This window comes from Rhodococcus sp. FW305-130 (assembly GCF_058788335.1).
In genome coordinates, this window is sequence record NZ_JBYTAP010000010.1 from 179,101 (window position 1) to 192,273 (window position 13,173).

Annotated in this window: 11 protein-coding genes; 3 read left to right on the forward strand and 8 right to left on the reverse strand. The window is 59.2% G+C overall.

Features of this window, described 5'->3' with window-relative positions; translation table 11 throughout:
- Positions 1-125: 125 nt before the first annotated feature.
- The 5 genes from AC3WQS_RS27605 to AC3WQS_RS27625 form a co-directional block, all read right to left on the reverse strand.
- The gene (locus AC3WQS_RS27605; protein ID WP_492713165.1) at positions 126-1,328 is read right to left on the reverse strand and encodes an NAD(P)-dependent malic enzyme; all 1,203 of its coding nucleotides are present in this window, start codon (positions 1,326-1,328) and stop codon (positions 126-128) included.
- Positions 1,329-1,386: 58 nt separating this feature from the next.
- Positions 1,387-2,667 carry a bifunctional 3,4-dihydroxy-2-butanone-4-phosphate synthase/GTP cyclohydrolase II gene (locus AC3WQS_RS27610; RefSeq protein WP_078377590.1) on the reverse strand — a complete coding sequence of 427 codons (1,281 nt, stop codon included), beginning with the start codon at positions 2,665-2,667 and terminating at the stop codon, positions 1,387-1,389.
- Between the two features lie 129 nt (positions 2,668-2,796).
- Positions 2,797-3,348 (reverse strand): flavin reductase family protein, encoded by a 552-nt coding sequence (locus AC3WQS_RS27615; protein WP_078377589.1) that lies wholly within the window; start codon positions 3,346-3,348, stop codon positions 2,797-2,799.
- On the reverse strand, positions 3,345-3,863 hold the full coding sequence (locus tag AC3WQS_RS27620; protein ID WP_070797662.1) for an NADPH-dependent FMN reductase: 519 nt from the start codon (positions 3,861-3,863) through the stop codon (positions 3,345-3,347). Before AC3WQS_RS27620 ends, AC3WQS_RS27615 begins: the two co-directional genes overlap by 4 nt.
- 594 nt (positions 3,864-4,457) lie before the next feature.
- The gene (locus AC3WQS_RS27625) at positions 4,458-4,970 is read right to left on the reverse strand and encodes a hypothetical protein (RefSeq protein WP_492713164.1); all 513 of its coding nucleotides are present in this window, start codon (positions 4,968-4,970) and stop codon (positions 4,458-4,460) included.
- A 402-nt stretch (positions 4,971-5,372) separates the two neighbouring features.
- Between AC3WQS_RS27625 and AC3WQS_RS27630 the strand changes: the two genes are divergently transcribed.
- Both AC3WQS_RS27630 and AC3WQS_RS27635 read left to right on the forward strand, forming a co-directional pair.
- Positions 5,373-5,816 carry a hypothetical protein gene (locus AC3WQS_RS27630; RefSeq protein ID WP_153212994.1) on the forward strand — a complete coding sequence of 148 codons (444 nt, stop codon included), beginning with the start codon at positions 5,373-5,375 and terminating at the stop codon, positions 5,814-5,816.
- 539 nt (positions 5,817-6,355) lie between these two features.
- The gene (locus tag AC3WQS_RS27635; RefSeq protein WP_265588721.1) at positions 6,356-6,487 is read left to right on the forward strand and encodes a hypothetical protein; all 132 of its coding nucleotides are present in this window, start codon (positions 6,356-6,358) and stop codon (positions 6,485-6,487) included.
- A gap of 419 nt (positions 6,488-6,906) precedes the next feature.
- Here the strand turns inward: AC3WQS_RS27635 and AC3WQS_RS27640 are convergent, their stop codons facing one another.
- The 3 genes from AC3WQS_RS27640 to AC3WQS_RS27650 form a co-directional block, all read right to left on the reverse strand.
- Positions 6,907-7,260, reverse strand: coding sequence for an Lsr2 dimerization domain-containing protein (locus AC3WQS_RS27640; protein WP_492713163.1), 354 nt, complete (start codon positions 7,258-7,260; stop codon positions 6,907-6,909).
- A 1,551-nt stretch (positions 7,261-8,811) separates the two neighbouring features.
- Positions 8,812-9,375 (reverse strand): TetR/AcrR family transcriptional regulator, encoded by a 564-nt coding sequence (locus AC3WQS_RS27645; RefSeq protein WP_070797659.1) that lies wholly within the window; start codon positions 9,373-9,375, stop codon positions 8,812-8,814.
- Positions 9,362-10,888: an MFS transporter gene (locus tag AC3WQS_RS27650; RefSeq protein ID WP_153212669.1), complete on the reverse strand. Its 1,527-nt coding sequence runs from the start codon at positions 10,886-10,888 to the stop codon at positions 9,362-9,364. Before AC3WQS_RS27650 ends, AC3WQS_RS27645 begins: the two co-directional genes overlap by 14 nt.
- Positions 10,889-11,568: 680 nt before the next feature.
- On the opposite strand from AC3WQS_RS27650, the gene AC3WQS_RS27655 reads away from it, so the two are divergent.
- Entirely contained in the window at positions 11,569-12,852 is a 1,284-nt protein-coding gene (locus tag AC3WQS_RS27655; RefSeq protein WP_228118135.1) for a cation:proton antiporter domain-containing protein, read from the forward strand.
- Positions 12,853-13,173 lie beyond the last annotated feature (321 nt).

A 13,173-nucleotide genomic window follows, 5' to 3' on the forward strand; every position in this document is an offset into this window, starting at 1 on the left:
TCGGTTCCCGGGACCGGCAGGCTGCGCCGAACACCCGATCTCACTCGTCTGTAGATCGGTACACACGAAAAAGCCCCGATCGGAACCTTGTGTGCGGGTTCCGATCGGGGCTTTCGTAGTCCCTCTTAGCTGGTCACGCCCTCAGCATGCGCTGCGGCCGCGACGGCTTCCGCTACTGCGGGTGCCACGCGAGGGTCGAGTGGGCTGGGGACGATTTTGTCCGCCGCCAACTCGTCGCCGACCACCGACAGGATTGCCTCGGCGGCAGCGAGCTTCATACCTTCGGTGATGCGACGGGCGCCGGCGTCGAGCGCGCCCTTGAACACACCGGGGAAGGCGAGAACATTGTTGATCTGGTTCGGGAAATCACTGCGACCCGTAGCCACGATCGCCGCGTACTTCGACGCGGTTTCGGGGTGAATCTCCGGGTCCGGGTTGGAGAGCGCGAACACGATCGACTCGGGAGCCATCGAAGCGATGAGCTCCTCGGGGATCTTGCCCGCCGAGACACCGAGGAACACGTCGGCACCTTCGAGAGCCTCGATGGCACCACCGTGCAGGTCGCGGGGATTGGTGCGGGCCGCGAGTTCTGCCTTCACGTCGTTGAGGTCGCTGCGCTCACCCGAGATGATGCCCTTCGAATCCAGCACGATGACGTCGCTGATTCCGGCGGCGAGCAGGATGTTCGCGCAGGCAACACCCGCAGCGCCGGCGCCGGAGATGACGACCTTGAGTGTGGTGATGTCGCGGCTCTGGACCTTCACGGCGCCCTTGAGTGCCGCGAGGACCACGATGGCGGTTCCGTGCTGATCGTCGTGCATGACGGGGCAGTCGAGAGCTTCGATGACGCGCTTCTCGATCTCGAAGCAACGCGGCGCCGAAATGTCCTCGAGGTTGACCGCGCCGAAGCTCGGACGCAGACGGATGAGCGTCTCGACGATCTCGTCGGGATCCTTGGTGTCGAGAACCAGCGGAATGGAGTTCAGTCCGGCAAAGTTCTTGAACAGCGCCGACTTGCCCTCCATGACGGGCAGCGACGCGCGAGGGCCGATGTCGCCGAGTCCGAGAACCGCGGTGCCGTCGCTGACCACGACGACGAGTCGGTTGGTCCACGTGTATCGATCGGTAAGGGTTTCGTCTGCAGCGATGGCGCGGCTCACCTGAGCAACACCCGGCGTGTAGGCGATCGAGAGGGCCCGCTGCGTATCGAGCGGCGCGGTGGTCTCGACCGAGAGCTTGCCACCGACGTGAGCGGCAAAGATTTCTTCGTCGGTCAACTCGACCATTTTCGCCGTGATGCCTTGGAAACGGATGGACACGGGTCTCATTTCTCTATGAATCCTTCACGAAAATGGATGTGGAAAACTCCGGTCGAAAGTCCGGCGCTCAAATCGCAGCGGAAACGGAATGTCCCATTCTGTCCCGCTTCGTCCGTAAGTACCGCCGGTTGTGAGGATTCTCGGCAGTAGGCAACACGAGTTGCTCGACCACTGTCAATCCGCGGTCAGAGAGGCTCAAACTCTTGACTGGGTTATTGGTTATCAAGCGCACACGTTCGACGCCCATGACAGTAAGTATCTGGGCGGCGGCGTCGAAATTGCGTGCATCGATGGGAAGGCCCTGTGCGGTGTTGGCATCGACGGTGTCGAGGCCATCATCCTGGAGTGCATACGCCCGAATCTTGTTGCCAAGGCCGATTCCGCGTCCTTCGTGTCCTCGAAGGTAAATGACTGCTCCATTGCCCTCCGCCGCGACAGCCTGCAGCGCCTGCTCCAGCTGATGCCCGCAGTCGCATCGCAAGGACGCCAGAATGTCACCCGTGAGGCATTCGCTGTGCACCCGAACCAAGGCCCCGGACTTTGAGGATCCCGATGCCACCACGTCGCCCATGGTCAGAGCTAGGTGCTCGAGACCGTCAAGCGTCGAGCGGAAAGCTATGGCACGAAACTCACCGAACACCGTCGGTAGCGTCGAAGTGGCCACCTTTTGGACGTGCACTTCCGTGCTGAGACGGTATCGGATCAGGTCGGCAATTGTGATCATCGGCAGTTCATGCCGGGCTGCAAATATGCGTAGCGCTTCACCGCGCAGCATTGCGCCGCTGTCATCCACAATCTCGCCGATAAGTCCAACCTGTTCTCGCCCCGCCAGCGTGAGCAAATCGACCGCCGCCTCGGTATGTCCCGGTCTCACCAGAGTGCCGCCGGCACGAGCTTGCAGCGGAAACACATGCCCTGGACGTCGGAGTTCATCAGGTTGCGTATGCGGGTCCGCGAGTGCACGGAAAGTAATCGCGCGACTCTCCGCCGAGACACCAGTACCACTTGCAACATGATCAACTGTGACCGTAAACGCCGTCTCGTGCGAGTCGGTATTCTCCGCCACCATCTGAGGCAAGCGCAGTTGTTCAACTCTAGCCGCCGACATCGGGGCACATAGAATACCTGTAGTGTGCCTCACCACAAACGCCACTTGCTCAGCCGTCGCAAACTCCGCCGCAAGGACGAGGTCGCCCTCGTTCTCGCGGTCATCGGCATCGATGACAATCACCATCCGGCCATCGGTCAAGGCCTCAATCGCGGGTCGGACCGCGTCGACCGCTGACAGTTCGTCGATCGGAGTGCCAGCTTGTGTCGCCGCACCCACGACCCGATTTGCTCTGGGCATCGGTACTCCTTGTTTGTCGCGGCGGACGTGGCCCGTCCCCCGTTGATCTGCAGTTCGCGCCGTGGATCCTCGAGGTCTAGTCCGTGGATTGAACTATCGAAACCATGGAGGATCGCGACAGCGTCGACGCTATGTGGAAGTGTTCATTCCCACTCGGTGAAACTGCCCATCCAGATAGATAAGTGGGGCAGCCTCCCGATCGAGACCCACTTCGATCAACTTCAAAACGACGATGGCATGGTCGCCGCAGTCGATCTCATTGACAACGGTGCAGAGGATCCACGTCATGGCACCCTTCACGAACACCGCGCCCTCAGGAGACTCATGCAATCCGAATCCCCTGAATCGCTCCGCTGACGGCCCCGAGATTTGCCGACAGACACCGCCCTGATTCTCAGCAAGTACAGATACACCGATATGAGAAGCCTGGCGCAACTTTGGCCAGGTTGTGGACGCCTTGCGAATCGAAAACGTAATTATCGGCGGGCTATAGGAAATCCCGACGGCAAGGGATGTCGCGACGATGCCCACCGGCTCGCCGTCCACCATCGCGCACAAAGCGCCAACTGACGCGGCATACCGACGAAATACATCGCGTACTTCGCTCGATCCAGCCAAGGCCGGTGCCATTGAGTGGACACCCAGGCCACACTCGGACTTCACGGTTTGGTCGATGGTCATCGTGCCACCACCTCCGCGCGCACTGCAGCGTCGAGAGGGAGCATCGACGCGTTCCGGTGTACCCACGCGGACAGCAACTCGTCGAGTGTGTCAATCTTCGGCGTCTCGATATAGAGGCTCTCGGTCGGCACGCTAGCGCCCAGCTCAACGAGGAGCGGCCGAAGATTGACATCAGGCGCCATTCTGTGGCCCCGATCGGCGCCTGTCATCACAGGGATAGCGCGAACATTCGCCAGATCGGAGGCAGAGTAGCGATCCAGGAAGCTTTTCAGCAGTCCAGTATAGGTCGCTTTGTACGTTGGTGACGCAACGATGAGGATCGCGCTGCCGGCCACCCGCGTGGCCAGTGTGTTCATCTTTTCGGACGGCCAAGCGAAGATCTCGCTCGTGTATTCAGCCAAGTCGATGACATCGACGGTGTCGGAAGGACCAGCCAGACGCATTGCAAGCGCTTCCGCGGCAGCTCGAGTGCGCGAGCCTGCCTTAGGGTTTCCAACCAAGGTGCAAATTTTCATGCGGTGCTCCCACGGTAGTCGTCGAGGGGCCCTCGGTCCTATCAACGCCTGATCGACGTAGAGGTCGATGCGTGATGTTCAGGCTCGGCCAGAATCGAGAGCAAACCATGATGTGGTAATCAGAAGTGGCATCGCCACCACCCTGTCCCTACGACACAGCCTCTATGAAAGTGTGAGGTCGGTCACCACCCGATCGGGGTAGTCGCATATCTTGCTCAAATCTGCGACCTCACCCTGTCTGGGTCACGTACGGACAGGCCGGGTAAACCGGCACTTTTGTGGACGAACCATTCAAGCCTCACTAACAGCTTGACGGTATGCGGGACACTTTGTTTCGACCGCAGACACCCGCGTCGAGCGCAGCGAGGACTCGCTTCATTGCTATCGATAGTGCCGGCCATGATTGGAGGGCGTCTTCGACTGGGCATGGACTCCTTTCCTTCCCTCAAGTCCACCCCGGCCTGTCTCACCGCGGACCGTGCCAGGCGCACTTGTTCAGCTGCCGACTCGAACAGGCCGCCAGTGTGTGATTCGGATGGTCCACCGCCGAGGATCGCTCGGCGGGTGCGTTCTTTGTCTCTAGTGGCGACCGGCTCAGTGTGCTTCATGCGTACCAACCTTGCCATCGCGCGGCGATGGGATCACCCGCCAGGCGACGACTGCTGAGAGCGCGAGGACGGCTGCGGCAACGAACGAGGTGGTCTGTACGGCCGTCGAAAACGCAGTCTGGGCATGTTCGACCACGACAGGGTCGGTGACGGTGTTCACGGTTACTGCCAGCGACTGGTCGGCCACAGCGGCGTCTGCCGGATCGGTACCCGCTGGCAGATCGAGCTGGGCACGGTACACGGCCAGTTGAACCGATCCAAGGACCGCAATACCGAGCGCCACACCGAGCTCATAGGCAGTTTCGGAGATGGAGGATGCCGCGCCGGCCCGTTCTTTCGGCACCGCGGAGACTACTGCATCCGTCGAGAGTGTCATTGCAACTCCGATACCCAGACCGATGACCGCGAGAGAAACACCCAGTCCCCAGAACGAAGCCTGCGAGACCGTCAGACCGATCCCGACCAACCCGAGCGCCCCCACAAACGCGATGACGACCATCTGTGGGCAGCTATTTCCAGTTCGACGCATTCAACATTGATCTGAACCTCCGCACATTCCCCGGGAGAAACTCAACACGAGAACTATTAGTAAAAAAGAACTAATTCAAAAGTGCTAATATCTGAAAATCATCACAGGTCAGTCGCAAATAAACATTTCACGTAGAGGCTAGGTAACACGTAAATATCGATAGTCAAACCTGTGCGCCCCGCAAAAAATCAAGCCAGTTCAGCGTTTCTTTTCGGAATATTTCCGTTTGATTCGACAAAAAACTGAAACAGGTTATTGTTCGTACACGATTTCCGAAATCGTGTTTTAGGCCACAGGCTGATTCCGGCGACCTGCCTCCCGTGGCCAGCAGTTCTCCATACAGGGTCGCAATAGAGAACCTGAGGTATCTGCGTGAAGATTAAGAGCAAGGCAATGGTCGCTGGCGTACTCGCCAGCGCAGCAGCAATGACTGCCCTGGGAACAGGTGTAGCCCACGCCGCGGACCCACAGAAGCCGACCGTCGACTATCAGCTCTGCGGAAACGTCCGGGACAGCTCCGGAAATGGCGTCGGGGGGGTGTCCATTACCGGTGAACTGTGGAAGCCCGGCCCGACTTCGGTCGCGACCTACACGACAACCACCGCGCCAGACGGCGGATACTGCATCCAGGGCACCTCTAACTTGGTGAGTGTCATCCAAAGTCAGAGTGGTTGGGTAACCCTCGCGGGCACGAAGGCCGGCACTGCGGTCAACTTCGGAGCGTGGGGGGGAATGCCCGGGATCCAGCTGGGGGACTTCCTCGTGCGTTGGGACATCCCACTGCAATCCGCCTCCGGATTTGACGGCGTCTACTGATCCGTTCATTCATTACGGCTGCCCTCGGCACCTTTCTGCCGAGGGCAGCGCTCGGTGCTCATTTCCACTTTTTATCTCCTCCACCGCTCCGAACCAGGAAAGGACGGACATGTCCGTCGACTTCTTCAAAGCCCTCACCCCATTCATCAGTGCCCTCGCAACCTCGATTGGCGGATCGCTGACCGGACTGAACACGATGTCTGGGAATCAGTACTCGTAAACAAACCCAATCGACAACGACCACAATCGACGGAGACATCATGTTGTCAATCCAAAATGCGACCAGTTCACTCGGCCAGACCATCACGCAGATGGTTCCGATGCTGTACCAGATCCTCATTAAGCTGCCCGCACAGTATTCGATAGGCGCCCCCCTTTAAAGCAGCTCCTGTTCTCCACGGAAGAAAGGAACTACCGACGTGGATTTCCAGAAATTTTTCGTAGATTTACTCATGGTCGCAACCGGATCCTGGTCAGGCCCAAACGGCCTCGGACTAGCCCTGGCCACATTCCTCAAAGCCCTCTCGTAAGGAGTCACGATGCTAGGAAAGTACTTCGACAGCATGGTCGATTTGGTCGTCTTGATGCTGGGTAACGTCATGCTCGGCGGCCTGCTCACAGCCTCTATGCAGGGTGGTGGTCTGCAAAGCCTCGGGGACCAGTCCGCTTGAGTCGAAAACACCCGGACCCCCGAGCAAGACAGGGGTTCCGGGTGTTTGGCGCCGAGGGTGAGAAGACCCGCATCCCGGTCAATTTTCGGGACATGGGAATCGTCCGGCATCTGCCTCCTGAACTTCTCGCGCGGTGGGGCGCCTCTACCTCTGGTCGATACCGGCCTGAGCTTTCCGGCGGGCCACAACGGCATAAGAATGGTTCAAACACACTGCCGGCGATCGATTTTGAATTAGCCGGTCACTGAGGACGCTACCCACGCTCCGACGAGCATAGGCTCCGTCGAAATTCGTTCGGAACACGCCAGTGACCGGTCGGCTTCAACTAGAGCGAGCGGAACATACTGACCCCGAATAAACAGCTGAAGAACCACTCCCCACAGCCCCTTCAGCCCTATCGTTTCCATTGTCGAGTGAAATCAACGGTGCGCGGCGTTGAATGCCTGTACTATCTGATTCGTGACGTTTCCGGACGGAGACGGTGCGTAATTGTGCATCTTTGCCCACCGTAGGATTACCTCCAGTTGGTCTCCTGCACATGGAGAATCAGACGACTCCCCGACATCTGCCGCCTGAGCGGCCGCCACAACTTCGACTTTCCGAGCGACCTTAATGTATTGTCGCAGAGCAGTTTTCATCTTCTTCGCATTTGCCGGCCTGAGATCGATGACATAGTCCGTTCCACGGAATGAGAATTCAATCCTCTGATTGAGATCCTCTGCTACAGGCAACCCGTCGAGATCATCAACACGATGCCGGATCAACCTCTCCACCAATTCACTATCCTCCAAGTTGAGTGCCTATCTCAGCGTACCCGCCAACTTTAGTGCGAATGACCCTCAGGCCTCAGCCTTTCATGACAAGTAACACAACCGAACCCTACTCGAAAGATCCACTACCCAAGCATGTTTCGTTGAATCTGCACGAGGAGATCGCACTGCAATACTCCCATAAAGTAACGTCCGATCGCGCTGCAGCGGCCGCCCCGACTTCTATCGGAAGCACTCTACGATCGGATCTGGTTGACATTCAAGGGGGCTCGCGTCCACATCAAAGAGTTCTCGACTGACGGAAGACCAGCCCACTCCGAGTATCGAGGCTATCGTGTCAAGACTCTTATCCTGCTTCGCGGAGGCTGCGTGCGAGCTCGATGCACTCGGAAGCCATGACAGTGGGACGGCCGCCATGTGGGCCTTGGCGACGGGCACCCCACGGCGGGTAGGGCCCACGATGGAAGCGCAGCATTGTTTCGAGAACGGAAAGATCTTCAATCCGGTGTACCGCGACGCTCCAAGACAGCCAGACGATCGCTCAGTCTCTTATCAGGCAACTAGTGCGTGAAGGCAACTCTTGGGCTCTTGCCCGCCTCCGGGCCAATTAGCCCTCAACGCCGAACCAGCGCCCCGGAAACGACCGGAACGAGCCATAGTTGTTCGGGACCCACCCCATCTGAACCGCTGACTGACCAACCAGCATCTGAGGTTGCCCGCCGGGCCGAACCATCACCGCCAGGACCTCTCTCAGTGATTACTCGGCCACACGGCGGTGGGGCTTGTATGGTGGCGTGGTTGGTGGGGATGGGTGCGACGTGGTGGGGTCCGGGGAGGTTGTAGGCGGTCAGTGTGAGTCGGGTGCGCCAAGCTTTGTGTTTGAAGGCACAGATCCCGGTGTCCGGTCATCCAGATTGCGATCGCGCCTGGGAGTCTGGCGATGATCGATCCCCAGTGTGTCAGGCCCGTGGGTGGCGGACCATAGACCCTTGACTTGACGAAATCGACACCCAAAACTGCCATACCGAGCGGAAGTTATTAAGGCGCAGTCAGTTTCCATTCTTTGGACCGAGATTCGTTCGACGCCGGCATGGACGGTTGATCACACAGGTGCATTCTCGCGTTGTCTCCGCAGAACTTGGCTTTGTCAGGACTGACGCTTGCTGGCCGATACCGCCGAACAACCCGGTTGCGGTACCAAAACGGTACGCATAACTGGCATCTCTCTGGTATCGCGGAGTTGCGCGCAGGCCAGTTAAGTGCCCGCCGAAACTATCGCTCCCGATGTCGTTGCGTATCTGACACCTGCGAGACTGTTCGATACCCCTGCTGCAACAATATTTGACGTTCAATGACATTGAACCGTGCGCAACTCTCGAAATTCCTGACCTTGTGAATATCAAAAGTTATTGGCACACAATAACATTCAAACCTACTGAAATAGAGCTTCCGCCTCCCCCATGGCGAGTCCGAGCAGCCCTTCTGTCTCTCTAATTCGCTGGCCTCGATGTTCGGCGGAGCGCCGCCGCTTGGACTCGTCACTGAAGGTGCGCCTTACGTCTGTTCGGTCAATGCCAGCAGTTCGGCTCGCGCCAGTGCGAGGTCCTCACTGGTCAGATAGGGGCTCGATCGTGCGACGGCAAGACCTTCTGCGGCGTACTGGATTACGAGGACACGTTCTCTGGGCAGACCGTCCGCGTTGAGGGCCGCATTCCATTTCTCAGCGTCACGCGCATACAGGGATTCGACCTTCGGCGGAGTGCCCAGCGCGGCTATCAAAGCGGTGGGATCGAGCGCGGTCGCAAGTTGGTCACTGTCACCGGTCAAGGCGCGGACGTAGCCTCGGAGGAATTTTCCAGGTCGGTTCTCCGATAGGTCGATGTGAGCGCGAACTTCTTCCCACATAAGGCTGATGCTGTGTTCGATGACGCCGTAGATCAAGGTTTCACGGTTCCGGAAATGGTGGCGGAGACCGCTTTGAGTGACTCCAGCTGCCTCAGCGATATCGGTGAGACTGACGTTCGATCCGCGTTTGGTGAATACCCGTTCGGCGGCGTCGAGGATCGCTCGGCGGGTGCGTTCTTTGTCTCTAGTGGCGACCGGCTCAGTGTGCTTCATGCGTACCAACCTTGCCATCGCGCGGCGATGGGATCACCCGCCAGGCGACGACTGCTGAGAGCGCGAGGACGGCTGCGGCAACGAACGAGGTGGTCTGTACGGCCGTCGAAAACGCAGTCTGGGCATGTTCGACCACGACAGGGTCGGTGACGGTGTTCACGGTTACTGCCAGCGACTGGTCGGCCACAGCGGCGTCTGCCGGATCGGTACCCGCTGGCAGATCGAGCTGGGCACGGTACACGGCCAGTTGAACCGATCCAAGGACCGCAATACCGAGCGCCACACCGAGCTCATAGGCAGTTTCGGAGATGGAGGATGCCGCGCCGGCCCGTTCTTTCGGCACCGCGGAGACTACTGCATCCGTCGAGAGTGTCATTGCAACTCCGATACCCAGACCGATGACCGCGAGAGAAACACCCAGTCCCCAGAACGAAGCCTGCGAGACCGTCAGACCGATCCCGACCAACCCGAGCGCCCCCACGGCCAGGCCAAAACCGATTGCTCGCCCTGCTCCGAGTCGAGTCAGGAGCGCCCCCACGAACGCGATGACGACCATCGCAGCAAAGGTTGCAGGCAGCTCCGCCAACCCTGCTTGCAACGGCCCGTACCCACGGACAAGTTGCAGGTACTGCGAGAAGAAGAACAGCATCCCAATGAACGCGAAGACCGACAAACCGGTGGACGCAACAGAACCTGCGAAGGCTGGTACTCGGAACAGAGTGACATCGAGCAGTGGATGCGGAAGTTTTGTTTGACGACGAATGAACACCCATCCCGCAACAAGCCCGATCACGGCAACGACCGGGACGGTCCAGTCGAAGCCGTCACCGAACCAGTGTTTGATGGCATACACAACGGGAATGATCGCGAGTATTGAGAGCAAAGAGGACAGCAGATCGATGGGACTGGAAGTGTCTCCATGCGACTCGGGAATCAGACGCGGTCCGACGATCAGGACGATCATCATGATTGGGAGATTGATCAGAAATACCGAGCCCCACCAGAAATTTTCCAGCAATACGCCGCCGATAAGTGGGCCAAGGGCAGCACCAGCAGTGGCCCCCATGGACCAGACTGCGATGGCGGTCGTACGTTGCTTCGGGTCGTTGAACATCGCGCGCACGATCGACAGCGTTGAGGGCATCAATGTCGCACCCGCTACGCCGAGCAAAGCTCTTGCCACGATAAGGGTTTCGGCGTTGGGTGCAAACGCAGCCAACGCCGACGCCAGGCCGAAGGCCCCGGCGCCGATGAGCAACAAGCGCTTGCGACCTATACGGTCCGCAAGGTTTCCCATCGTGATGAGAAGACCTGCCAGCACGAACGAGTAGATGTCGCCGATCCACAGGAGTTGAGTGGCGGTGGGTGAGATGTCCGTGGTCAGCGAAGGAACAGCCAGGTACAGCACGGTGCCATCGACAGCCAGTAGTACGACGACCAAGACCAATACAGCTAGAGCCGACCATTCCCGACGTCCAGCACGAGGTGGAGTTGAATTGTTTGCGACACTCATAGAACCAGGATAACAACCCAAATGAGTTGTTATACGACTGTTATGGGCTCTTAATGGATGGTGGTGGCGATGCACGAAACCCGCCTCGACCCACTTCAGCTTTGACGCAATGCATTCCGCCGCCGAGGTTGACATGCGATGATCGAACCGAGTCGAGCGCACCACACGGCCGCATTATCACTCCGCCTGAAGTAGGCGATCGCGCCAGCAGGCCCAGGCGCCACTGCACGGCGACGTTGTCCGCACTACAGTTCACTGAGATGACAACGGGGACACGGTAATATATCGCGGACGATGCCGACCACGTGGTGGTGTGGTGGAGCATCGGGATCAGGCGCTTACGGTGGGGCTATTGCGCAGAGTGGTGATGTCTGGCTAGTCACTCTTCCTTCAAAGGGATTCGTACCTACGGCGGCTTGATTCGAGAACATCATGACGGCCAGACCCATCCGGTATGCCGCCGTCGATTTCGACCAGAGCTACGCAACCGATGGTGCATCCAGTTAGAACGACTACAGTATCGACCCGCAGTTCTCACCACTGTGGGTGGTCTTTATCGCTTGGTCCATATCGCCAGAGTCTCACCGACACATGAACACCAGGCAACGTACTCGACGAGACACCCGTGACATACGCCGCATCACATTGCTGAAGGTTGCCGCGTCGCCTACATCCCGACGATGATCATGTCCACCATGATCACCGTCTTGCTCATTACCACCGGGCCACCCCTCATATGGGCGGCGTGTGCGCGCCGCCTTCAACGCTTCTCTGTCAACGGCCCCCTGTTGATGGTCGTCCTCGGAGGCATCGCAGGCTGGTTCGTCGCCGACGAAAGCGCCGCCTTCTTCGATTCGAAGCTGGCTCTGTACCTTGCGGAGGTGATCCTGGCGCTGCTGCTGTTCGTGGACGCCACAGATGTCCCGGGGTCATTACGGTCACACGCCACTTCCGTTCCGCTTCGTCTGCTGGCGGTGGCGCTGCCGTTGTCCCTCATCCTCATCATGGCCATCGGCCTGTCGCTGCCGCTGGGCCTCTCGGCGGCCGGGGTACTGGCCATAACATGTGTGGCAGTGCCGGTGGACTTTTCGCCACAATTGTCGATCATCAAGGACACTCGGATCCCGCCCTCGGTCCGCCGATGGCTGGGTATCGAGAGCGGATACAACGACGGACTGATCTCACCCCTTTTGTTAGCCGCACTCGCACTGGCCAGCACGACCGGCGATCCCGGCGACCAAGCGCTCGCGGCATTCCTCACAGCGGCCCCGGCCGGGGGCATCGCTGTCATCGTCGGAGCGCTGATCGGCACCGTGGCGGGGTGGGCATTCCGAACCGCGGCCCGTGCCCAATGGTGCGACATCGGCAGCACTCGCATCGGCGTACTCGCGCTGCCTTTGTTTACGTTCGCAGTCGCGGTGACTGCTCACGGCAACGGCTTCGTCGCGGCATTCGTTTGCGGCGTCGCCTTTCGCATCGCACTGTCTGCGCGCGGCAACAACCCTGCGGATAAGCCCGGGGCGGAGTTCTCTCTGGCCGACGACGTAGCCGGTGTGGTGAATCTTCAACTGTGGCTTGCTTTCGGGATCGCCGGAATTTCCCTCGTCGTGAGTAACGTCAACTGGTGGCCGGCACTGGTCCTGGCCGTATGTGTTGTCACCGTCGGCCGAATCCTGCCGGTGCTGATCGCGTTGATCGCAAGCCCAGCACCGTGGCGCGACCGCATCTTCATGGCCGTCATGGGGCCACACGGAGCGGCATCGATCGTATTCGGCCTCATCGCCTACAACGCATTACCGAACGAGGACGGCGAAGCTGTACTGGCGGCCGCCTGCATCATCGTTCTCAGCAGCCTCGTGCTGCACGGTCTCGGGGCCTCACGAGTTATCTCCCTGCTGTACGGTCGGATTCCGAACCACTATCGGGACCACAAAGTCGACTCTTCCAAGCCACTGCACGGCTAAAGGAAGCACGACCGGGCTGAACGACAAAAACACCCGACGTCGTCAGATCGAAGAGCTGGACACACGCCAAACGGCGCACGCTGCGATCATAGACAATCAGGGCCGATACGAATCCGCTTCGACATTCGGGCACCGTCGTTGGGCAGGTTTAGACGCCATCGCAGGAATCCGATCACCTCTGGGAGACAGCAGAATCCGAGTCCGCTCTTTCCTCCGCCGAGCCCCTCCGGTAGTGCAGTGAAACTCGATACATCCAACGCAGGTGCGCACAGTCTTACTCCTGGCGACGATAACCGGGCGGACAGCACGGGTTCGACGCTG